Genomic DNA, 23,560 nt, shown 5'->3' on the forward strand with positions numbered 1-23,560 from the left:
TTTACTTCCTCCTTTTGCCCGCAGAATATCTGCCTTTGCTGTCACTACGATGTTGTCTTGTATTGCTGCTGTCATTGTGTTTCTTTGCATACTGCGTATTTGTATTTCTGCCCTGTTTGATATTTCTTGGGGCAATCAGACATTCCTTGCCAAAACCAATCAAATCCTGACGGCCACACTTTATAAGCGCCTCTTTTACCAGATCATAAAGCTTTGGATCACGGTATTGGATAAGCGCACGCTGCATGGCTTTTTCATGAGGATCCTTTGGAATATAAACAGACTCTCCTGTACGCGGATCAATGCCCGTGTAATACATGCAGGTTGAAATCGTGGACGGTGTCGGATAAAAATCCTGAACCTGTTCCGGCATGTAGCCTAAATCACGCAGATGCTCTGCCATCTCCACCGCATCTGTAAGCTGGGAACCTGGATGAGATGACATTAAATAAGGAACCAGATATTGCTTGAGTCCAAGCTTTTCATTCATTGCTTTGTAGCGCTGTGTAAAACGCTTGTAGACGGCATTTTCTGGTTTACCCATATATTTTAAAACGCGGTCAGAAACATGCTCCGGGGCAACCTTAAGCTGTCCACTGACATGATACTGGCAAAGCTCCTTAAGGAAAGCATCGCTTTTATCTGCCAACACATAATCAAAACGAATACCTGAGCGGATAAAAACTTTCTTTACCTTTGGAAGAGCGCGCAGTTTTCGAAGAAGCTGGATATAATCCTGGTGGTCAACTGTAAGGTTTTTACATGGTGACGGGAATAAACACTGCTTTCCCGTGCAGACACCTTTAGTCAGCTGTTTTTGACAGGCTGGATGACGGAAGTTTGCCGTTGGACCTCCTACATCGTGGATATATCCTTTAAAATCTTTTTCCTGTGTCATCAGTTTTGCTTCGCGAATCAATGATTCATGACTTCTTGTCTGAATGATTCGTCCCTGATGAAATGTAAGAGCGCAGAAGCTGCAGCCGCCAAAGCAGCCGCGATTGCTGCAAAGTGAAAATTTAATTTCTGAGATGGCCGGCACACCGCCTAGCGCCTCGTAAGACGGATGATACGTTCTCATATAAGGAAGCTCATACACGTCATCCATCTCCTGTGTTGTAAGCGGATAGGCAGGTGGATTTTGAATGACATAAAGATGTGATCCGTATGGCTCAGCAAGCTGTTTTGCCGTAAATGGATCAGTATTGCAGTACTGCTTATAAAAGCTGGCTGCATATTGTTTCTTATCTTTTGTCAGCTCATCATATGTCGGAAGCACTAAGGCATCCGGCACACGGTCAAGTGAACGCACCTTACATACAGTTCCGCGTATAAAGGTAAGTTCACTTACAGGCAGACCGCTGTTTAATGCATCTGCAATCTCGACAATGGAATGCTCTCCCATTCCATACGAGATGATATCCGCCTGTGCTTCTATCAAAATAGAACGCTTTAACTTATCTGACCAATAGTCGTAATGTGCCAGGCGACGGAGAGATGCTTCGATTCCGCCTAAAATAATTGGACTGTCTGGAAAATTACGGCGTATATAATTTCCATAAACAACATCTGCATAATCTGGGCGCTTTCCAATCACCCCACCTGGAGTGTATGCATCCATCTGACGTCTTTTTTTGGAAACAGAATAGTGGTTTACCATAGAATCCATATTTCCAGAGGATACTAAAAAACCAAGGCGCGGTTTGCCAAACTCATGAATTGCATTATCGTCACGCCAGTCAGGCTGCGGTAATATAGCAACTTTATAGCCGTGAGATTCCAGAATACGACTTATTATGGCATGTCCAAAGGATGGATGATCTACATAGGCATCACCTGTCACATAGACAAAATCTGGCTGTTCCCAGCCAAGCCGCTGCATTTCACGGCGATTAATCGGCAGAAAGCCCATTTTTTCCTCCTTTGCTGTTTAAAGCACGGCGTCCTTTTGCCGCCTCCAATACATGCTTTGCTAAAACTGCTGTCGTTACGGCACCTACACCACCCGGAACTGGCGTTGCCATAGAAACTTTATCTTCAATCTGTCCAAAGTTTACGTCGCCGCAAAGCATTCCATTTTCATCTACATTAATTCCTACATCAATAACAATTGTTTTTTCTGAAACAAAACGCTCATCTACCCATTTTGCTTTGCCAATCGCCGTTACGAGAATGTCGGCTTCACGGCATACCTCTGGCAGGGAAGCTGTACGGGAATGACAAATTGTTACTGTCGCATTTTCGTTTAATAAGAGCATAGATAGCGGTTTTCCTACTACAAGACTTCGTCCAAGTACAACTGCTCGTTTTCCCTGCGGCTCAATGCCATAAAAATGGATAATTTCCATGACAGCCTGCGCAGTACACGGAGCAAATGCATGTTTATCTCCTGAAAACAGCTTTCCAAGCGCTGCACTAGATATACCATCTACATCCTTTTCTGGAGCAATTGATTCAACAATCTGTGACTCATTAAGCTGTGCCGGAAGCGGACGAAACAGTAAAATGCCATCGATCGTTGGATCATCATTTATGGCAGCAAATTCTGCTGAAAAATCATCCATTGAAATGTCTGCCGGAAATACAAACAGTTTTGTCTCTATTCCAACACCACTCATTCGCTTGAGGGCACTTCTCTCATAGGAAAGATCCTCTTGTTTTTCACCTACACGAACAATGGCAAGACAAGGCTTTGTCTCACACCCTTCTAGTTCTTTTTTTATCTCATCGCGGATCGCTGCTGCGACCGGCGCACCTTTTAAGATTTGCATAGACACACTTCCTTTTTTAATTTATTCTTATGCCATAAGCTGACTGATGCTATCATGAAGCTTCATTGTTTGGGAAAGAAGCATTTTAGCTTCTTCATTAAGCTTTTGCGCTATTTCAGTGTTTTTCATCATCCCCGTGTTTGCACCGACATTTATAAAGCCGCCATTGGCAGAGGCTGCAAGAAGAGCTGCTCCTGTTACAACATCACTTAAAATCAGCTTCGAACATTTTCCCGAAAGCTCATCCAAAAGTGTCATGGCATAAGCAGAATTTTTTAAAATTTTCATAGGAGTAAGACTGGCCTGATACAGTGCTTTCTCCAAAACCTCATCTTTTTTTGCTTTTTGCTCTGGTGTATCCTTTGGCAGTCCATACGCTTTTGAAAGCGGAAGAAAGCCTTGAGCATCCTCATTTATACAGCTAAGAAGTGTGTCCCTGCATACTGCTAACTCACCCTCAATCCTTTTGATATCCTGTTCATAGCAGGCATACTTTTTCTTTCCATGGGTCAGTGCGCAAGCCATCATTCCTAAGGCACATCCATAAGAACCTGTGCAGGCGCTTGCACCGCCGCCGCCCGGTACTGGTTCTTTTCCAGAAAGCGCCGCTGCAAACTCTTTTAAACTCAAATTTTCCATACGTTACTTGTTCCTTTACAGAAAGGAGATGCTGCTGTTTCGCAGCACCTCCTTTGGTACTTTTATTATTTCATTTTTAGTGCTTAAAGTGTCTCATTCCTGTAAACACCATTGCAATTCCATATTCATTGCACTTGTCGATGCAGTCCTTATCACGAATAGATCCGCCTGGCTGAATAATTGCAGTAATGCCTGCCTTATGAGCAGCCTCTACATTATCAGCAAATGGGAAATATGCATCAGATGCCAATACAGCACCCTTTGTTGCATCTGGTCCGATCAGCTCATTTGCATGCTCGAAGCACTGCTCAATCGCCCATACACGATTTACCTGACCAGGTCCGATACCGACAGTCTGAAGATCCTTTGCAACTGCAATACCATTTGACTTAACAAACTTAACAACCTTCCATGCAAAGAGCAGATCTTCCATCTCCTTCTCAGTCGGTGCCTTTTCTGTTACCACCTTAACATCTCCGTCAAGAAGCTTGCTGTCTATGTTCTGAACAATCAGTCCGCCATTTACCTTCTTTAAATCAAGTGCCTCTGCTGGCTGCTTTTCACTGATATCTGCAAGCTCAAGAACACGGACATTTCTCATAGAACCATCCTTCTTGAAGCTTAACATCTTCAGTGCGCCCTCTGTATAAGACGGTGCAACAATTACCTCAAGGAACATTGACTTCATATCCTTTGCAATGGTCTCATTGATTTCGCGATTTGAAACAACAATACCACCATAAATAGATACCTTATCAGCTGCAAATGCCTTCTTCCATGCTTCCTCAATAGTATCAGCACTTCCAACACCACATGGATTTCCATGCTTGCATGCAACAACAGTTGGCTCTGTAAACTCTTTAAGAAGCTCTAATGCACCATTTGTATCATTGATGTTATTAAAGGAAAGAGACTTTCCATTTAACTGCTTTGCATCAACCAAAGAACCCTTCTTCTTGCCGATTTCGCGGTAGAAAGCAGCCTTCTGATGCGGGTTTTCACCATAACGCATATCCTCAACCTTTTCAAAGGTCATAGTCAGCGTCTCTGGCAGACTGTCATCACCGCGCTCCTTCTTTAAATAATCTGCAATCATTGTGTCATAACTGGAGGTATGCATAAATACCTTCTGCATCAGATAAAACTTTGTATCAAGACTTACCTGTCCGTCTGCCTTAAGCTCTGCAAGAATCTTCTCATAATCAGATGGATCTGTCACAACAGCAACATCCTGATAGTTCTTAGCAGCAGCACGCAGCATGGTTGGTCCGCCGATATCGATGTTTTCAACAGCCTCTGCTCTTGTTACGCCATCCTTTAAAATAGTAGCCTTGAATGGATATAGATTTACAATTACCAGATCAATTGGCTCAATACCTAACTCCTTAAGCTGCTTCATATGCTCTGGGTTTGAACGCATTGCCAATAATCCAGCATGTACAACTGGGTGCAATGTCTTTACTCTGCCATCAAGGCATTCCGGGAAGCCTGTAAGTTCGGAGATCTCCATCGCCTTTACGCCAGCCTCTGCTAACTTCTTATAGGTTCCTCCTGTTGAAATAAGTTCGATCCCAAGCGCCTCTAGCTCTTTGGCAAGTTCTACTACGCCTGTTTTGTCTGATACACTGATTAATGCTCTCATTGTCCTCTCCTTCGTTTCAACTGCATATTCGATTATTTTATTCCTAGCGGCATTTTTTGCCTGCAACGAATTTATTATTACACAAATCTTCATAGAATGCAAGTATAAAAGAATCCAAAAAGTTTAAGAAAGAAGATTACTTTCAGTAAATTTTGTACTGCTTTAAATAGTTACAAAAAAAAGAAGGAATTTCGCCCACCAATTGGTTTGCTTAATTCCTTCTTAATATCAAATTAGTATCAAAATTTATTAGAATCAGATATCCTTAAAATCTGTTAAAGAAAAATCATCATCGTCATCATCTGAATAAATATCTTCTGGAGTTGTGCTCTCTACTTCGATGAAATCATCTTCAATCGGTGAGCTTTCTGCTGCATGAAGACTATTTAACTGCTCGCTGATCTTATCAATATCAGCTGCTGCAACGTTTGACTGTGTTGAAGATGTGCTCTGTGTTACATCATCAAGATCATTTAACTCTGCAGGAGCCTTATCAAAAATCTTAGTCTCGCCAGATGGACGGGAATCAGCTGGTCTATTCGGACGCTGCGGTCTTTGCTGTGCATTTGTCGGTCTAGCCGGACGCTGTGCTCTTGGAGCAGCTGTCTCTGGTCTTCTAGCCGGTCTTGCCTGACTAGCAGTCTGTCCTGCTTGTCTTGAAGGCTGCTGTCTTACAGGTCTTGCCCCCTGTGTACGCTCAGAACTTTCTTCTCTTGATACACGTGTAACCTTAGATGTAGTTGTACTCTGCTCGAAACCTCTATCAGAATTTCTTGGCACACGACGTACACTGGAAGTACCCTCCTCACGGCCTTCTGTCATTCTTGTATCACCCATATTCTCGCTGCGTACTCTTCTTGTAGATGGCTGGCTTGATCTTGGTCTTGCCTGCTGTGCACGTGTCTTAGCTGCGTTCTCAAGCTCAGTAACCTTCTTATTTGCTTTCTTAAGCTTAGAAGACTTTGAGATCATACGGATAAAGAAAATCAGCATCAGTAATGTCACAGCTCCCAATGCTGCAACACCGATCATACCATACTTCTCTACCTTTTCCTTCAGATTGTTATAATTTTGCTGCTGCAGATTTGCAGAATTATTTAATTTCTCAATCTCATCACTATTCTGGGAAGACATGGAATTATAGTCTTCCTGTAAGCTTGAAAGTTCTGCACTTAAGCTGTCTGCTGATGCCTGCAGATCAGTATCAGGATCAGCTACATAGCGAAGGCAGGAACCATTTGATCCATCAAAACGATAAAAGCCCTGATTTCCATCAGAATCCTGTGCATAAATCAGATACATATTTTCGTCACCAGCTGCTGATTTAAACCATGCTGGAACAACGCGGCCGCTGACATTAATATCTACACGCTCATATCCGCTTGGAACAGTTACATCATCATTAGGAAGAACAATTGCATAAGAAGTTGTTACAGATGTAAATGCTACATATGGGATAGCCTTATCCGTCTCCTCATTGTATACATACCATATAACGCTTGAATCATCCTGTACAACTGGCAGCAGATAAAGTCCTGTTGCTGTCTTAGCAGCGTTGCATACATTTCCATGATAAGTATACGTAATTTGCTCAGAGTCTGCCGGAAGTGTTACTCCGTCAAGTGACTGTGCAATATTTAATTCCTGTGTCGTATTATCTGTTGTTTCCTGAGATTCTTCCTGACTCTCAGCGTTTGAATCCTGTTCTTCTGCGTTTGTCTCACCATCAGTCTCAGCTGATGCTTCAACTGACTCGGTTGCGACTTCGTCTGCGAAAACCGTTGCTGCAGGAACAGCTACGGTCATGCATGCTGCCATAAACAGCCCTGCAAAACGTCTCATGTTTTCATCCTCCAAATTATCTGTTCTTTTTTTGTGTTGCTTTGTTTTATCAACATTTACCGTACTTGTCTATACTAAAGCACAAAATGTGTTCTGTCAATAGATTTGCTTGAATTGTTAAGATAATTGCAAGAAACCAGAATTAAAAAGAACCCCTCAAAGAGGAGTTCTTTTTTGTATTATGCCTCATCAATGGCCTTTCCGATATCATGTCTCATATACTTATTGTCAAATGAGATCCACTCGGTTGCCTGATAAGCTTTTGAACGCGCTTCCTTTAGATCTTTTCCTGTTGCTGTTACACCAAGAACTCGTCCTCCGTTTGTCACAAATGTATCGCCCTGCTTCTTTGTTCCAGCATGGAATACAAAGTAATCATCTTTGCCATCAAAAGCTTCAAGACCAGAAATTGGAAGACCTTTTTCGTAGTGAACTGGATAGCCGTCAGATGCCAAAACAACACATACAGCTGCATTATCCTCAAACTGAAGATCAATTTTGTCAAGTGTCTGATCAATGCAGGCTTCGAACAGATCCACAATATCATTCTTCATACGTGGAAGAACAACTTGTGTCTCTGGATCTCCAAAACGCGCATTATACTCAAGCACCTTTGGTCCTTCTTTGGTCAACATAAGTCCAAAGAAAATGATACCCTGGAAGGTACGTCCTTCAGAACGCATTGCATCAACCGTTGGCTGATAGATATGCTCTCTGCAGTATGCATCAACTTCTTTTGTATAAAATGGACTTGGTGAGAAGGTTCCCATACCACCTGTGTTTAAGCCCTGATCGCCGTCTTTTGCACGCTTGTGATCCTGTGCGCTTGTCATTACTCGATAGGTATTTCCATCTACAAAGGTAAGAACAGAAACTTCTCTTCCTGTCATAAATTCTTCAACAACAATAGTATCACCAGCAGCACCAAACTGCTTGTCAAGCATCAGTGTCTTTACACCTTCCATGGCTTCTTCTCTTGTATTGCAGATTAAAACGCCCTTTCCAAGTGCAAGTCCATCAGCCTTTAATACGATTGGCATTTTCGCAGTTTTTAAATATTCGATTGCATCCTCTGGAGAATGGAAATTCTCATATGCGGCAGTTGGAATACCATACTTTTTCATGAGATCCTTGGAAAAAGCCTTGGAACCCTCCAAAATTGCTGCATTCTTGCGAGGTCCAAATACACGCAGGCCTCTCGCCTCAAATACATCAACAATGCCGCCTACAAGCGGATCATCCATACCTACAACTGTAAGATCAATGCCGTTTTCCTGTGCAAAATCAGCCAGCTTGTCAAATTCCATGGCAGAAATCGGAACACACTCAGCGATTTGTCCAATTCCGGCATTTCCTGGTGCACAATATAACTTCGTTACCTTTGGGCTTTTACTTAGCTTCCATGCAATGGCATGCTCTCTTCCGCCACTTCCTATAATCAGTACCTTCATATTGCCTGCAACCTTCCTTCACTTTTTATTTACTCTTTGATATGGGCAATTCCATTTTCAACCGATATTTTTCCATTTGCAATCAAATCAATTGCCTTTGGCAAAATAACCCACTCTGCCTGTTCCATAACACGGCGCTGCAAAACTTCTGGTGTATCGCCTTCTTCAATCATTACTGCCTTTTGTAAAATGATTGGTCCATTATCAAGTACCTCATCCACAAAATGAACTGTAGCACCTGTCACTTTCACACCGCGCTTTAGTGCCTTTTCGTGTACTGTCAGGCCATAATAACCCTTTCCGCAAAAGGACGGGATTAAGGATGGATGAATATTGATAATCCGGTTGTGATATTTTTCAATCAGCTTTGGCGGGATATACATAAGACAGCCTGCAAGTACGATCAAATCAGCTTTGCTTTCTTCAATCACCTCAAGCACGGCATCGTTAAATGCCTCTCTGTTTTCAAACTGCTTTGGAGACAGCGCTTTGGCAGGAATCCCTGCCGTTTTTGCGCGCTCCAATGCATATGCCTTACGGTTGTTTGAAAAAACGAGTGCGATCTCGGTGTTTGTGATTTCGCCAGACGCGATCTTGTCAATTATAGCCTGCAGATTGGTGCCTCCGCCGCTGACTAACACTGCGATCTTTAACTTACTCATTTTAAGATAACACCCTTCTCTCCAGCTTCAATGCTTCCAACACGGTATGCCTTCTCACCAGCTGCTTCGATAGCTGCGATGGCTGCATCTGCCTGTGCCGGATCCACTGCGATGACAAGTCCCAGACCCATGTTGTAGGTGTTGTACATCATCTGCTCATCAACGTTTCCCTTCTTTGCCATTAAAGTGAAGATTGGCGGAATCGGGTAGCTGTTCTTCTCGATTACAGCAACGGTATCATCCTTGAGCATACGCGGGATATTCTCGTAGAAACCGCCTCCAGTAATATGGCTGCATGCCTTTACCTTTACGCCAGCATCCTTCATACTCTTCATTGCCTTTACATAGATGCGGGTAGGTGTGAGCAGTGCCTCACCAAGAGTCTTTCCTAATTCGTCATAGTAGGTATCAAGACTTTCCTTTGTCATCTCAAAAATCTTACGAACAAGAGAGAATCCATTTGAATGAACACCACTGGAAGCAACGCCAATTAAAACATCGCCTGCCTTAAGATCCTGTCCAGTGATCATATCCTTTTCATCAACAATACCAACTGCAAAGCCAGCCAGATCATACTCTTCCTCTGGCATCAGACCTGGATGCTCAGCAGTCTCACCGCCGATCAATGCTGCATCAGACTGTAAACAGCCATCAGCTACACCCTTTACGATATCTGCAATTTTTTCCGGATAATTCTTTCCACATGCGATATAGTCAAGGAAAAACAGCGGCTCACCGCCAGCACATGCAATATCATTTACACACATTGCCACGCAGTCAATACCGATCGTGTCATGTTTGTCCATTAAGAAAGCAAGCTTTAACTTAGTTCCAACACCATCTGTTCCAGAAACAAGAGTTGGCTTTTCCATCTGCTTGAAACGCTCCATAGAAAATGCTCCTGAAAATCCGCCAAGTCCGGTTAATACCTCTGGTCTAAGTGTTTTCTTAACGTGCTCCTTCATCAGTTCAACTGACTTGTAACCTGCCTCAATGTCAACTCCAGCGTGCTTGTAATCCATGTTGATCTCCTTCTGCTGCTTTTTGCAGCACTTATGTAGTAGTGATGTGGTATACGTGTTTTGTGATTTTTAATTTGTGCGAGTCATTTTTAATAATTATTTTGACTGCATCTGCTTTAAATACTCGCTGTAACCGATGCTTTCCAGCTTTGCAGCCTTTTTCTCAACGGTTTCCTTCATATTTGTAGCGTAAGCCTCAAGGCGGTCTGCCAGTGCTTCATCATTTGTAGCAATGATTTTTGCTGCAAGAATACCTGCATTTAAAGCACCGTTAATGGCAACAGTGGCAACCGGGATTCCCGGAGGCATCTGGCAGATAGAGAAGAGTGCATCCATGCCGTCAAGTGCTTTTGCCTGAATCGGAACGCCAATTACAGGAACGGTTGTCATAGCGGCAACCATGCCTGGAACATGAGCTGCTCCGCCGGCTCCTGCAATGATTGCTTTTAAACCTCTTTTTCTTGCCTGTCTTGCATATTCATACATTCTGTCCGGAGTCCGGTGTGCAGAGATGATGCTAAACTCATACGGGATCTCCAGTTTGTCTAAAATCTCTGCTGTCTTACTCATGACACCAAGGTCAGAGTCACTGCCAATGATAATACCTACCAATGGTTCCATTTTGATTCCTCCTAGTTGTTATTATGATGGTAATGCTATTTTGGTGTTGCTTAATCTATCACTTAGCCATAAGGCGAAGCTGTGTAGTCATTTGCTCCCACTGCTTTCTTTGCCACAAAGTCAGCAGAAAGCCTTCATTTACAGGTGTATCAATAGATACCTGCTTTGGAAACAGGTTTATATAGCAGTCAAAACAATTTGTGTTTTCAGGCTGAGAAAAGACTTTTTTTACTGACTGAAAAAAGCGCTCCTCAAAGCGTTTTCCCAGATAAAGTCCACAGTCCCACATATGCTGCTGCCATTGTTTTAGATTGTTGTCCTGTAATGTACTAATTAAAAAGGGACCGCCAAATGTAAGCGAAACATTATTAGAAAGCAGTACCGCATGCAGCTGTACAAATAGTTCACAGTAATCACTGTAAAACCAATACAGTGCATCACGTATCTGCTCAGGTCCGTCATGCTGCGCTGTCATCAAAAGAATTTGTGAAAGAAGCTCCCTGTTAACGCAGGTAAACTCGTCACGCAGCTGCTCATCAATCTGGCTGCCGTATGTTGTCAGCAGGCAGTTTGCAGCGTATAGCTGTGCATAAAGAAGACACAGATAAACACCGTTTTTATGTCCTAGTGTTTCGCGGCATACACGATAGCTTAAGTATGCGTGTGATTCTTCGCTGATTTTACAGCCAAGTGCCAGCTCACAGCAGGAATGGAAAAAATCATTCTGCTGCACAAGTTCATCTTCCAGCCTTTTTGTAACGAGTGCTAACCTTTCCTTTCTATTTGATGTCATAGACAGTTTCCTTTCAATTCAATTAAAATCATTTGAACGAATATGTATTTACAATATCGTACAGATTATTATAATTCCTGCCGCAATCAAGAGGCTGCCGATTCCTCCGACCATGCAGCCTGCATGATTTTGCTCTTTTTTTAAGAGTCCCCAGCTGGAAAATCCGACACTGACAATCGCCAGAACAAAGGCTGCTACTCCTAGTATACCGACAATAAGTCCACCCTTTCCTTCTGCCAGATATGACAGATAAACGGCAGAAAAAAGAAGAATGATCTGGATGATTAAAAGTATACTTGAAGCAATTCCCTGCCAGGAAACTCTGCGCACACCGTATCGTGCGGCATTGCTGCGCTCAACTTTCTGTGCTTCCATAAAAACCCCTTTGGCTTATCAGAACAGGATATTCTTTCGTGCCCCTAAGAGACGGCCACCCTGAATCAATGCCAAGATACCGCCAGCCACACAGGCAAGTCCTGCTACTACTGCAATGATACCAGTAACAATACTGGAGATTCCTGCGGAATTAACCGTTTTATACAGCTTTTGTTCCATATCATCACCCAAACCTTTCTTCAATTTTTGCTTGATTTTTATTTTGCACCATACTGCTTATAATACTCATCAATTGCTGCCTTAATGGTATCATCAATAATGATCTTGCCCTTGTATGGCTTGTTGTAAAGATGTTCAATTACTTCCTGCATTGTAACAATAGCACGGATACGGATGCCAAACTTCTCCTCAAGCTCTGCAATAGCGCTCTTCTCGCCTGTTCCTCTCTCCATACGGTCAACAGAAACGCAAAGACCAGTTACGGTCACGTTGCCCTGTGCCTGAATGATCGGCATTGTCTCATTAATGGACTTGCCAGATGTAGTTACATCCTCGATCATCATAACACGGTCGCCATCGTTGATCGGACCGCCAAGCAAAATGCCGACATCGCCGTGATCCTTTACTTCCTTACGATTAGAGCAGTAGCGCACATCGGTATCGAACTCATCACTAAGAGCGATAGCAGTTGTTACAGACAGTGGAATTCCCTTATAAGCAGGTCCAAACAGCACATCAAAATCACTGCCAAAGCTCTCATGAATTGCCTTTGCATAATACTCACCGAGCTTCTTTAACTGAGAACCTGTGCGGTAATAACCTGTGTTTACAAAAAATGGTGTCTTTCTGCCACTCTTAGTTACAAAGTCGCCAAACTTTAAAACCTGGCAGTCAATCATAAATTCAATAAATTCCTTCTTGTACTGTTCCATCCCAGAAATCTCCTTTTTTATTTGCGTTTTACGGCAAATGATTATATCATAGAATACCTTAATATTCAAGACTTTCCATAATATTCAAGACTTTCCATCTTTTACTTTACAATTCCGATCAGATCGGTCAGACGGTCAACCTTTTTCTCTCGCATATATGCTTCAATTCCCTGCACAGTCTCTTCTGCTGCATATGGATTAAAGAAGTTTGCTGTTCCAATGCTTACTGCGCTTGCACCTGCCAGAATAAATTCCAGTGCATCCTCTGCACAAGCAATACCTCCCATTCCGATTACAGGAATCGAAACTGCATTTGCTGCCTGGTAAACCATACGTACAGCAATAGGTTTTATTGCCGGACCTGAAAGACCGCCTGTCTTATTTGCAAGTGCAAAGCACTGACGGTTAATATCGATCTTCATTCCTGTCAGAGTATTAATAAGAGAAATTGCATCGGCACCGCCGGCCTCTGCTGCCTTTGCCATAACAGTAATATCTGTTACATTAGGGCTTAACTTCATAATTACAGGCTGCTTTGCCTTTGCTTTTACAGCCTTTGTGATTGCCTCGACTGCCTTTGGATCCTGTCCAAAAGCAATTCCGCCCTCTTTAACATTTGGGCAGGAAATGTTAATCTCAAGCATATCAACAGGCTCATTTCCAAGGCGCTCCACTACCTCTAAATAATCTTCTGTACTTCTTCCGCACACATTTACGATGATCTTTGTATCAAACTGCTTTAAATACGGAATATCGCGCTTGCAAAACAGATCTATACCAGGATTTTGAAGACCAATCGCATTGAGCATACCACTATGTGTCTCTGCAATTCTTGGTGTTGGATTGCCCGGCCACGGTACATTGGCTACACCCTTTGTCACAACAGCTCCTAATTTGTTCAAATCAACAAACTCACTATATTCCGCACCAGAACCAAATGTGCCTGATGCAGTCATAACTGGATTTTTTAAGGTTACGCCTGCGATTGTAACACTTGTATCAAAAGCAGGTGCATTTTTTTCTGCAGTCATATTCATACTCACAGCTCTACCTCCTCTGCTTTAAATACAGGACCGTCCTTGCAGACTCTGGCGTTATGCACATTTGAATGACCATCCACATTTTTTGTCTGACATACACATGCAAGACAAGCTCCGATTCCACATGCCATACGCTCCTCAAGAGAAATATAACATGGAATCTTTTTTTGTGCAGCAAGCTCTTTAATTGCACGAAGCATTGGCTTTGGACCACAGGCAAAGATTATATCTGCATCAAGGTTATTTTCCTTTATTGCGTCAATTACAGTACCCTTTGTTCCACTATTTCCATCCTCTGTTGCATTGTAAACGCTGCTGCTGGATGCGAACTCATCCTGTAAAAACAGTTCGCTTCGATAGCCTAAAACGGCAGTCACATCACTTCCAGATTCCTTAAGGCTTTTTGCCAGACCAAGCATTGGCGGAATACCGATTCCACCTCCGATTACCATTGGCTTTTTTCCAGTTTCCGAAAAGCCATTTCCAAGCGGTCCCATAATATCGACAGCATCACCTGCCTTATAGGCAGAAAACTCCTTTGTTCCTGCTCCGGCAATTCGATATACGATGCGCAAACGTCCATTTTCCTTATCAATTTCACACAGACTGATTGGTCTTGGAAGAAGCTTGTCTGCATCCTTTGTGTATAATGTTATAAACTGACCTGGAATCGCTTCTGCTGCGATGTCCGGTGTCTCAATCCACATGCTGTAAATATCGGTAGCGATACATTCCTGTGAGAGAACAACCGCACGTTCCTTCTTTTTCATACGTTATCAAAACCCTTTCTAATCAATTTTAGAAGATGGATGCAATGTCTGCGATCATTGCTTCTGCCGCTGCTCTTGATGCTTCTGCAAAATGCTCTGGTCCAAACTTGCTGTATGCTTCCTGCTTATAAGCTGCAATAATTCCTCTTGAGGAGTTTACAATTGCACCAAGACCATCCTCATTAAAGTATGGACGAAGACTTGCAGCAGTACCGCCCTGAGCACCGTAACCTGGAACAAGGATGTAGCTCTTTGGCATTACCTTACGTAAGATTTCACCCATCTTTGGATATGTTGCACCAACAACGCAGCCAACGTAGCTGTATTCGTCACCCATTGCATCAGCACCCCATTCAGCAACCTTCTCGCCAACAAGCTCATACAGCGGTCTTCCATCGATCAGACGATCCTGGAACTCACCACTTGAAGGATTAGAAGTCTTAACAAGAACAAAAATACCCTTCTTTTCTTCCTTGCATACATCAACAAACGGCTTGATGCCATCAGTTCCAAGATAAGGATTTACAGTTGCGAAATCTTCATCAAATGCAGCAATTTTTTTGCTTCCAACAGTTACTTTTCCCAGATGACCGACTGCATATGCAGCAGAGGTAGAACCGATATCGCCTCTCTTTACATCACCAATTACAACAAGATCCTTTGACTTACAGTAATCAACAGTCTTCTTATATGCAGCAACGCCCGGAACACCAAACTGCTCATACATAGCAATCTGCGGTTTTACAGCAGGCACGATATCATAGATCTGGTCTACAATTGCCTTATTAAACTGCCAGATTGCTTCTGCTGCTCCCTCTAAGGTCTCTCCATACTCCTCGAATGCCTTCTTCTGAACAAATTCCGGCACATAATTTAACATTGGATCAAGACCTACTACAACCGGTGCTCCCATTTTTTTGATTTTGCTAACAAGTTTGTTAATCATTTTTTATCTCCTTCCTGTATTTGATTTTCAATTTTTATTGCTCATTTTCATAAATGATTTTTCCATCGGCAATAGTTAATGCAACACGTCCCCACACCTTCTGACCATCAAACGGGGTATTTTTTCCCTTTGAAGCAAAAGAAGCTGCATCAATGACATAAGATTCATCTGGCATAATGACTGTGACGTCTGCACAGCTTCCAGGCTTTAATGTTCCCTTATCAATTCCAAGAACCTTTGCTGGATTTGTACTCATATAAGCGATCATCTGCATTGGTGTCAGCCAACCTGTACGGACAAGGTTTGTTATTGTAAGTGCAACTGCTGTCTCTAATCCAACAATACCAAATGGTGCCTGTGTAAATGGCTTTGCCTTCTCGTCAGCATGATGAGGTGCATGATCTGTTGAGATAACCTCCATAACGCCATCCTTTAATGCCTGCTTAATAGCCTCTACATCTTCCTTAGAACGAAGCGGCGGATTCATTTTATAGTTCGTATCTTCTGCTGATGGAATATCCTCATCTGAAAGTGCAAAGTGATGCGGGCAGACTTCTGCCGTCAGCTTAACACCCATCTCCTTGCCCCACTTTACCAGATTAACGCTTTCTTTTGTCGAGCAGTGACACAAATGAAGCTGTGCACCTGTTTCATTTGCAAGCAGAATATCTCTTGCTGTAATAATATCCTCTACTGCATTTGAGATACCTGGAAGACCCAGTTCTTTTGCACGCTTTCCTGCATTCATGCAGCCACCGTGAACAAGATTAATATCCTCACAATGAGCAAATACTGGAATATCACATTCAGCTGCCTGCAGCATTGCTTCACGATAAACCTCAGAATTCATAACGGATTTTCCATCCTCGCTGATTGCAACAATTCCAGCTGCCTTTAATGCTGCAACATCAGTTGGCTGTTCACCCTTTTGACCTACCGTAACAGCACCAACCGGAAGAACATGAACACCACATGCTGCTGATGCCTTGTCAAGAACTTCCTTTACCACCTCGGGGCAATCAGTTGAAGGCTTTGTGTTTGGCATAGGGCATACAGTTGTATAACCGCCATGTGCTGCTGCCAAGCATCCCGTTTCAATAGTTTCCTTATATTCAAGTCCCGGATCACGGAAGTGAACATGAAGATCGATCAAACCTGGCACAACCCAACCACCGGCTGCATCAATCACGCGATCAGCCTGATTCGCAGAAAAAGCCTGTTTCTCGCAGATGATGCCATCCTCGATCCACAGGCTTTCCTGAACGTCAAGTTCCCTGGAAGGGTCCAAAAGCCGTCCATTTTCAACCAAAATACGCATTGCTTCTCCTCCATTTCAACTTTTTTCGTTTTTATCTAAAATATCATAACATAAATACAGGCGTTGCACAAGAGATATTTTTCTTCGATTATTATATCCTTAGTTGTCAATAGTTTCGCGACATTTTTTTGAAAAAAATTTGCCTTTGACGGCAGCTTTTATAGGCTCGGCAGTTTGTCAAGTCCATATTAACTGCCAAGCCCAACTAAATCATCCTAGTTTCTCCATTTCTGCATCGAAGAGTGCTTTTGATGTCTGAAAACGGAATAGCCTTCGCGGATAGCTGTTGATCCAATTTTCTACATATATAATATCATCATCGGTTTTATCATCGAAATCAACTCCTTTGGGAATATGCCGACGAATCATCTTATTGATATTTTCATTCGTGCCTCTCTCCCAACTTGAGTATGCATGGCAATAAAACAATGAGGTGCGTTTTTTCTGGTTATCAAATACAGAACGCTCAATTCCTTCCGTATCCGAAAATTCCACACCATTGTCTACCGTAATCGTTTTGAACATGATTGGAAATTGTTCTCCCCACTTTCTTTCCAGTGAATCAAGTGTCTCTACTACAGCAGCAGCTCCTTGATTAGCCATCTTAAATATCAGTTCCATTCTGGTTTTGCGTTCTGACAAAACCAGCAAACAAGATTTTGTCACACCTCGTTTTCCCTTCACGGTATCCATTTCCCAGTGTCCAAACTCTTCTCGCGTTTCAACTTCTAATGGACGTTTCTCGATGCTCACACCAGCACTGGCTCTCTTCTGAATCTTTTTTTGTTTTTCTTTCTTTTTCTGTTTTCCCTTCACTGGAAGATCTTTATTTGTAAGTGTTGGAAAAATATCACCATCATCAATATAACGATATACCGTACATACACTGACACGCATCTCACAACCCTCTTCCTGCAATGCTTTTAAAGCTGCTTCTGGACTAAATTTTTCCTTTAAAATTTTTTGTTCCAACATCTGAATGTATTGAAGATTATTACGTACCTTTAATGGACGACCCTTTCCTGTTACATACCAGTCATGCGCTTTTTGTCCCAAATCACTACTATACCGTTCTTCTTCAATATATTCCGTATTCCGGTGCATATACTTTCCTCGCTTGTACTCACGGTATACTGTTGCTCGGTGTACATGCAGCTGATCTGCCACTTCTTGTACGCTATGCCCTGCATTTAACAAAGCTTCCATTTTGATTCGATCTGCGTGTGTAAGTCTCGCCATGATTTCACCTATTCCTTTCTTAAATCATTATTGCTTTCGTGAATTAACGTGTTAATGCAATCATAGCAAACTTACTTAAAAATTTCAACCCCTTATTTCATTAGGGGAATCTGCAATTCCCCTACGCTGCCATTCGGCAGCTCCCCCTTTGCTTCCGGCAAGCAATGCAATATCCTTTCAGGATCTTGCATTGACTCCCGGTTGTTAATTCAATGCCAGGATAAATTCTTTGATCCTATTGATAATTTATTTCTTGCCATTCCACTAAGTAACACTATTACATCATCTTTCCATACTACTTATTCCTCCAAGATCAGCCGATCTACAGTCGGACGGCTAACTTTCAATTGTCTTGCAATTTCAGATTTACTAATTTCATGCTTTTGGTATTTTTCAAATAGCTGTTCAAAATCCTCAGACTTCGATATTCTCTTACGTCCCTTATACCGATGTTCTCTCTTTGCAATGGCAATTCCTTCTTTTTGTCTTTCCAGAAGAATAGCTCTTTCAAATTCATTGATTGCTGCTATCATCGTTAACATCAGCTTTCCGGTTGCCGTTTCCGTATCAACACTTTCTCGGCAACTTACTAACTGAATCCCTTTTTGCTGCATTCTTTGAACCAACTCTAACAAATCCTGCGTATTCCTTGCCAAACGGGAAAAATCATGAATATAGATAACATCCCCACTTCTGGCAAATGCAAGCATTGCCTCAAGCTGTGGGCGGTTTGTATCTTTTGCAGACCGCTTCTCACAATACCATTTTTCGATATTATACGACTCCAATGCTTCTCGTTGTCTGGCTTCGTTCTGTTCTTCCGTGCTGACACGCACATAAGCTATCCGCATATTCCCACCTCCAAAAAACGTAAAAATAGAGTCTTGATTTTCCCTGCAAACTGCATTTATTTCAAAATCAGGCTCTATTTTTACAATTATCTTTTGTTTTTTTCTTGCAGATTAAGGTATACCCTATTCTGCACTTAATATTTCTTCCGTGTCCGATTCGGACACACTTGCCTTAGCGTTCCAATTCTTCCTCTTCTTCAATCTGTAGCTCTTTGTTTTGCACTCTGGCACTTCTTTCAATGCCTCTGTTATAGCTCTTTCTAGGATTTAAGTCCTGCCCATTTTGCCATCTCTGAAACAACTCGACTTTCTTTTCATAGCGCTCACAAATAAGCTCAATACGCTTCTCATCCATTTTTGAATCCTTATGGTACAATTCCCAAAGCTTTTGTGCAGTCGGCAATTTTATTACATCCACAAGCGAACGATCCTTCACATATTTAAGCAACCCCAGTTCAGTTCCGGTAAAGCTTGCTGTTTTGATTTTTAGAAGTTCCTTGTCTGTTGGCACGGCTTCTGATACAAATAATGATTTTCCACTATCAAAGATTGGTGCCATCCGTTCAAAGCAAAGACTGTCTGCATCCCGAAGAATGCCAACATTATTTAAATGCCGATCCACATTTGAGATGATAAAATCGGACATGATCTGATACTCCAGATCATATCGAAGCTGTCCTGCATCTATTCCATGCTGTTCACAAACATGAATAAAATGTTCGTAGGTAGAATTATCATTTTTCTGTTTCTCTGATGTTATGACCGCATAGGCAGACACAAACTCTTTTTGTTCACTGGTAAATGCTTCTGTACAACAGCCATAATCATATGCTGCTCCTTTTATCTTTAAAAGCGTATAACCAGAATAATTATCATATCCCTGCTTCTGATGCAAATAAGATGCAAATACCTCATTGATGCTTTCCGCAGATAGATAGTCTCTGTTTCCTTTAACCAGATACCTCTTGTTATCTAATATGATCCAACTTTTTTCTAGTTCTCCCTGCAAAGTACTATCCGGTGTATAAGTACTAAGTGGCTTTCTCCCTGATGTTATGCGATCTTCCAACTCAAGACTTCCGCAAAAGTCATTCTGATACAAATTGACCATCTCCCATGTAAGACCGGAATCTATCGGGCGAATCCAGTAATAGTCCGTCAGACTAAGTCCAAGATTCTTAACCAAATATTCTTCTGGATAGAAGATTCCCTGCTGTTCCAAAATATGTTTGATTTTTCCCTGATTCAATGGAACTGCCCTTTTTCCCCACCAGCGCTGAATCCCATCTACACATATCTGCTCCTGCAATGGGGCAATTCTTCGATTGATATTTTTATAATCACACTTTTCAATTCCCCCAGATTTGTTTAATGCCATTAGCGTGACTCTCTCATTTTTCCGCATCAACTCATAGACTGGCACAGTTCTTCAAACCTCCGATCTTCCAAATATTCTTCAACCATCCATTCGGCAGCCGTCCGAACATAATATTCTGGCAGCGCACCTTCCCTACATATCTTCAAGCACACCACCTCACCGTGATAGCTAAAAACAACTTTCCATTGATGTACTTTAAGCTGAATTGTACATGATATGTCTTGTACAAAAAATTTCTTGTTTATATCTTCCATCATATCAAAAACTCCTTATGACAATCCAATTATGTGTCCGAATCGGACACATCATCTTCTTTTTTCTAATTACCGTTCCAACTCATCTTCATCAATTTCTTGTTCTTCCTGCTTTAAATGACGCAATAAATCAATTGTTTGTTTTCTATTTTGATGCTTTCTTTTTAAATTACCTATAATAGAATCAACATTTTCTGAATTTGTTACCCCCGGATATTGATCTTCAAATTCAATTAACATTTTTTTATTATTTACTTCTTCTTGCCTAACAATCCCATACTCGTCCTGATATTTACCTCTCCCTATAATTTCTCTAAGAAAAATTTGAGAACTTTCTGGTATCTGCTCCCATCCTCCATACAAATTTATAATGGCTTGATCTATCCTATTCATTGAAATCGGTTCACCACGCTTTTCATGTTCTGCCAAGATTCCTGCAATATCCGAACGGTCATTTTTATACAATCTACCAGAGCGCAATTTCATTGCAATCAAATATTCGGCGCGAATCGTTCTAACACTCATTACTCCACCAAAAGTTCGATAATATGTAGAATACTGTTCCAATTTTGAAGAATAAGAGGACGTTCTTAAAAAATCTGTATTTAACCAGCCATTTTGCAGATTATGCCTGTCTCCAACAACATTGATTGCATCTTTCATTGCCGATGACGCATGGATAATCGCATCAATATCTGTTGTCATCTCTCGAAATCCATAATTTGCAATCACTGCTGCTCCGCCTATCAAAATAATTTCAGCAGGCATAAATTTCCCACCCATTTTTCTATATTCCTTCGCAATCTCTTTCAAATATTCATCCAAATTATCGCTTGTGAACACTGATCCGTCAGATGACATTTCTTACCTCACTTTCCACAATGTTATATTTTAGAAACTCAGGAATTGCATGTTTAACTGCATCTTCTTTCACACTATCATCGTTCAGTACACTTGCTGTAATAAGAATGCCTACCGGATATATCATTTTCTGCATCTTTTGCTGTCTTAAATCATCGTAATCATTGCAAATAGGCACATTGTTTTCTCGACTGATATAATCTACCATTGCCAATAGATAAAAGCTCTCTGGATACCATTTTTTATCATAATACTGTCGTATCATATCTTCTTTCAGTGTCTCTATCAAAAAATCAATATCACCCTGTTCTTTTAATCGATGGCATACATTGCTTTTAAATAGTTCAAAACTACAACGCTTTTCCATTTTCCACTCCTTTCTGTGTCCGATTCGGACACGCTCTTTGCTTAAACTTCCTTCCCCCACAAAAATTTGTTACGCAAATAGTTTGCATGTTCTGCTGTGATTGCTCCATCATCAATTTCTGCACTGTTAATGCTTCCGTATAACTCTCCCCAATAGCAATCCAGTAGATTGGAATGTGTCTTTAACCCTTCCTTATACATATCCAAATCATGCTGCAAATATCCTGGCAGACCATACTCATACGATTTTTCTCTCTGTCCTGCGAATACCATCTTCTACTAAGATTTCCATTGACACACCTAAAGTTTTTGCCAGCTTATAAAGCGTTCCCGATTCGCAGCGTTCTATCTTTGTTTTTCCTGTCAGTAAACCACTCAATGTTGCGTGTGGAACACCTGATTCCACTGCCAAACGGTACTGAGAAAAACCAGCTTCTTTCATCAGTTCTTTTAAAAGCATTTGCCACACCTCCTACTATCTTTAGTATATCGGTATGTCGAAATATTTGCAAGACACTTCTACTATTTTTTGCTGACAAATGCTTTTTTATTCCGTGTCCGAATCGGACACGCTTTTAATCACAGCTCTGACTCTTGTGCTTGCAGTTTCTTGTACACATACAAAGTTGCTCGGACATCCTCTAAACTGTCATGTGCTTTAAATTTATATCCATAATAGGACGCTGCTGTACTTAATTTTTGCCATTTATAGTCTCCAAAATACTCATTCCATTCACCATACTCTTGCGCAAACTCCAGCATTACATCATATTGTTCTTTTCCAGAATCTGAAATTCCCCATCGTCTCAAGAAAGATAAATCGAACTGATTGTTATAAGCAATCAGAAGATCAGCTGCTTCAAAAATGCCTTTGACTTTAGGAATCAAATCATGCGGATATGGTGCATCTTTCACCATCTCTGGAGTGATTCCATTTACCCGTGCAGCTGCTGCCCAGTCCTTTTTCCAATAAGGATGTACATATTCATTTATCAACGTCTTACCATTTCCATCAATAATCGAAAGCTGAATAATCTCATCATCTTCGGTTACTCCTGTTGTTTCTGTATCAAAAACGATTATCCTCGCTCCCTTTAACTTGTATGGAATCGCTGGCAATTTTGATGCTTGTGCTAGTCTTATCTTTCCTTCTGTGATTTTTTCCATTGATTCTATTCCTTTCTTTCATCATCGTTCTAATTCTTCCTCTTCTTCGATCTGCTGCTCATCTGGCTGCTTTCTGGCTGCCTTTGCAGATTTCTTATGATAGTCTTTCTTTGTTACAAGTTTCTTCCAAAAATCATCATCAATATCGTGATGATCCATCTGTTTTAAGTCATCAATTCCATATCCCATTCCGGCAAGTGCTACCCTTATAGCTGCTGCATCTGGCTTCTTGGGGACTTCAAACAAATCATCCGTGCTTTTCGTTGCATCGTTACATGCTTTATCAACGATTATCTTTGCCTTTGTAACCATCTCCATCGGTTGTTTGCCAGACTTCTGTGCTTCACAATCTTTCACCAACAAATTCCAGTTCATATCGAGCGGAATAGAATCTGTGATATATACATTCTCATATTCTCCGCTCTTAATCAATGCATATGCTTCTTTTTTCAGACCTATCTTATAATATACAACATCTTGATCCAGTATCGGAAGCTCTATGTAATTAACTTTTTCCGACTTTAAAAAATCCTTAAAATGCCCTCCTTCCATTGTCTGGCAATAAACTGTTCTGTCATAATGTTTAAATGCATTAGCATACACTCTTTTCATCTTCATATCTTCCTTTCTGTCATATACAAGAAGCGTGTCCGATTCGG

The 23,560-nt window shown here is 41.5% G+C and carries 27 protein-coding genes; all 27 read right to left on the reverse strand.

Annotated features, from left to right (window positions below; genetic code table 11):
- Position 1: 1 nt before the first annotated feature.
- The gene (locus WJP93_RS01350; protein ID WP_308731563.1) at positions 2-1,912 is read right to left on the reverse strand and encodes a YgiQ family radical SAM protein; all 1,911 of its coding nucleotides are present in this window, start codon (positions 1,910-1,912) and stop codon (positions 2-4) included.
- Positions 1,893-2,771, reverse strand: coding sequence for a bifunctional 5,10-methylenetetrahydrofolate dehydrogenase/5,10-methenyltetrahydrofolate cyclohydrolase (locus WJP93_RS01355; RefSeq protein ID WP_337546418.1), 879 nt, complete (start codon positions 2,769-2,771; stop codon positions 1,893-1,895). Before WJP93_RS01355 ends, WJP93_RS01350 begins: the two co-directional genes overlap by 20 nt.
- A gap of 27 nt (positions 2,772-2,798) precedes the next feature.
- A complete protein-coding gene (locus tag WJP93_RS01360; RefSeq protein ID WP_337546419.1) occupies positions 2,799-3,410 on the reverse strand; it encodes a cyclodeaminase/cyclohydrolase family protein in 612 nt (203 codons plus the stop codon).
- A 76-nt stretch (positions 3,411-3,486) separates the two neighbouring features.
- Positions 3,487-5,052, reverse strand: coding sequence for a bifunctional phosphoribosylaminoimidazolecarboxamide formyltransferase/IMP cyclohydrolase (gene purH / locus WJP93_RS01365; protein WP_337546421.1), 1,566 nt, complete (start codon positions 5,050-5,052; stop codon positions 3,487-3,489).
- Positions 5,053-5,307: 255 nt separating this feature from the next.
- A complete protein-coding gene (locus WJP93_RS01370; protein ID WP_337546423.1) occupies positions 5,308-6,894 on the reverse strand; it encodes a hypothetical protein in 1,587 nt (528 codons plus the stop codon).
- A 179-nt stretch (positions 6,895-7,073) separates the two neighbouring features.
- Positions 7,074-8,345, reverse strand: a complete 1,272-nt coding sequence (gene purD / locus WJP93_RS01375) for a phosphoribosylamine--glycine ligase (RefSeq protein ID WP_066561887.1) — start codon at positions 8,343-8,345, stop codon at positions 7,074-7,076.
- 29 nt (positions 8,346-8,374) lie between these two features.
- Positions 8,375-9,007 (reverse strand): phosphoribosylglycinamide formyltransferase, encoded by a 633-nt coding sequence (gene purN / locus WJP93_RS01380; protein WP_337546425.1) that lies wholly within the window; start codon positions 9,005-9,007, stop codon positions 8,375-8,377.
- A complete protein-coding gene (gene purM / locus WJP93_RS01385) occupies positions 9,004-10,029 on the reverse strand; it encodes a phosphoribosylformylglycinamidine cyclo-ligase (RefSeq protein WP_337546426.1) in 1,026 nt (341 codons plus the stop codon). The genes purN and purM overlap by 4 nt, the downstream gene beginning before the upstream one ends.
- Before the next feature lie 96 nt (positions 10,030-10,125).
- Positions 10,126-10,650 carry a 5-(carboxyamino)imidazole ribonucleotide mutase gene (purE, locus tag WJP93_RS01390; RefSeq protein WP_066561898.1) on the reverse strand — a complete coding sequence of 175 codons (525 nt, stop codon included), beginning with the start codon at positions 10,648-10,650 and terminating at the stop codon, positions 10,126-10,128.
- Positions 10,651-10,708: 58 nt separating this feature from the next.
- Complete coding sequence (locus tag WJP93_RS01395) at positions 10,709-11,443, reverse strand: hypothetical protein (RefSeq protein WP_337546428.1); 735 nt, start codon at positions 11,441-11,443, stop codon at positions 10,709-10,711.
- A 48-nt stretch (positions 11,444-11,491) separates the two neighbouring features.
- The gene (locus tag WJP93_RS01400) at positions 11,492-11,818 is read right to left on the reverse strand and encodes a hypothetical protein (RefSeq protein WP_337546429.1); all 327 of its coding nucleotides are present in this window, start codon (positions 11,816-11,818) and stop codon (positions 11,492-11,494) included.
- Between the two features lie 18 nt (positions 11,819-11,836).
- Positions 11,837-11,998, reverse strand: a complete 162-nt coding sequence (locus WJP93_RS01405; protein WP_227100459.1) for a hypothetical protein — start codon at positions 11,996-11,998, stop codon at positions 11,837-11,839.
- 38 nt (positions 11,999-12,036) lie between these two features.
- Positions 12,037-12,711: an orotate phosphoribosyltransferase gene (pyrE, locus tag WJP93_RS01410; RefSeq protein ID WP_066561964.1), complete on the reverse strand. Its 675-nt coding sequence runs from the start codon at positions 12,709-12,711 to the stop codon at positions 12,037-12,039.
- A 101-nt stretch (positions 12,712-12,812) separates the two neighbouring features.
- On the reverse strand, positions 12,813-13,748 hold the full coding sequence (locus tag WJP93_RS01415) for a dihydroorotate dehydrogenase (protein WP_337546519.1): 936 nt from the start codon (positions 13,746-13,748) through the stop codon (positions 12,813-12,815).
- Between the two features lie 2 nt (positions 13,749-13,750).
- Positions 13,751-14,521, reverse strand: coding sequence for a dihydroorotate dehydrogenase electron transfer subunit (locus tag WJP93_RS01420; RefSeq protein WP_337546431.1), 771 nt, complete (start codon positions 14,519-14,521; stop codon positions 13,751-13,753).
- A gap of 28 nt (positions 14,522-14,549) precedes the next feature.
- Entirely contained in the window at positions 14,550-15,467 is a 918-nt protein-coding gene (pyrF, locus tag WJP93_RS01425) for an orotidine-5'-phosphate decarboxylase (RefSeq protein ID WP_066561904.1), read from the reverse strand.
- Positions 15,468-15,501: 34 nt separating this feature from the next.
- Positions 15,502-16,785, reverse strand: coding sequence for a dihydroorotase (locus WJP93_RS01430; protein WP_227100457.1), 1,284 nt, complete (start codon positions 16,783-16,785; stop codon positions 15,502-15,504).
- 210 nt (positions 16,786-16,995) lie between these two features.
- Complete coding sequence (locus tag WJP93_RS01435) at positions 16,996-18,024, reverse strand: IS30 family transposase (RefSeq protein ID WP_337546433.1); 1,029 nt, start codon at positions 18,022-18,024, stop codon at positions 16,996-16,998.
- A 299-nt stretch (positions 18,025-18,323) separates the two neighbouring features.
- Positions 18,324-18,875, reverse strand: a complete 552-nt coding sequence (locus WJP93_RS01440) for a recombinase family protein (protein ID WP_337546434.1) — start codon at positions 18,873-18,875, stop codon at positions 18,324-18,326.
- 172 nt (positions 18,876-19,047) lie between these two features.
- Complete coding sequence (locus tag WJP93_RS01445) at positions 19,048-20,253, reverse strand: hypothetical protein (protein ID WP_337546435.1); 1,206 nt, start codon at positions 20,251-20,253, stop codon at positions 19,048-19,050.
- 26 nt (positions 20,254-20,279) lie between these two features.
- Positions 20,280-20,510: a hypothetical protein gene (locus WJP93_RS01450; RefSeq protein ID WP_337546437.1), complete on the reverse strand. Its 231-nt coding sequence runs from the start codon at positions 20,508-20,510 to the stop codon at positions 20,280-20,282.
- Positions 20,511-20,576: 66 nt separating this feature from the next.
- Positions 20,577-21,368, reverse strand: a complete 792-nt coding sequence (locus WJP93_RS01455) for a DUF6036 family nucleotidyltransferase (protein ID WP_337546438.1) — start codon at positions 21,366-21,368, stop codon at positions 20,577-20,579.
- The gene (locus tag WJP93_RS01460; protein WP_337546440.1) at positions 21,358-21,735 is read right to left on the reverse strand and encodes an XRE family transcriptional regulator; all 378 of its coding nucleotides are present in this window, start codon (positions 21,733-21,735) and stop codon (positions 21,358-21,360) included. The genes WJP93_RS01455 and WJP93_RS01460 overlap by 11 nt, the downstream gene beginning before the upstream one ends.
- Positions 21,736-21,776: 41 nt before the next feature.
- Entirely contained in the window at positions 21,777-22,007 is a 231-nt protein-coding gene (locus WJP93_RS01465) for a hypothetical protein (RefSeq protein WP_337546442.1), read from the reverse strand.
- Positions 21,973-22,194 (reverse strand): helix-turn-helix transcriptional regulator, encoded by a 222-nt coding sequence (locus tag WJP93_RS01470; protein ID WP_337546444.1) that lies wholly within the window; start codon positions 22,192-22,194, stop codon positions 21,973-21,975. Before WJP93_RS01470 ends, WJP93_RS01465 begins: the two co-directional genes overlap by 35 nt.
- 119 nt (positions 22,195-22,313) lie before the next feature.
- The gene (locus tag WJP93_RS01475) at positions 22,314-22,901 is read right to left on the reverse strand and encodes a 3'-5' exonuclease (protein ID WP_337546446.1); all 588 of its coding nucleotides are present in this window, start codon (positions 22,899-22,901) and stop codon (positions 22,314-22,316) included.
- Positions 22,902-22,922: 21 nt separating this feature from the next.
- A complete protein-coding gene (locus tag WJP93_RS01480) occupies positions 22,923-23,519 on the reverse strand; it encodes a hypothetical protein (RefSeq protein ID WP_337546448.1) in 597 nt (198 codons plus the stop codon).
- Between the last annotated feature and the right edge of the window lie 41 nt (positions 23,520-23,560).

Source organism: Anthropogastromicrobium sp., assembly GCF_037349415.1.
Lineage (GTDB): Bacteria > Bacillota > Clostridia > Lachnospirales > Lachnospiraceae > Anthropogastromicrobium > Anthropogastromicrobium aceti.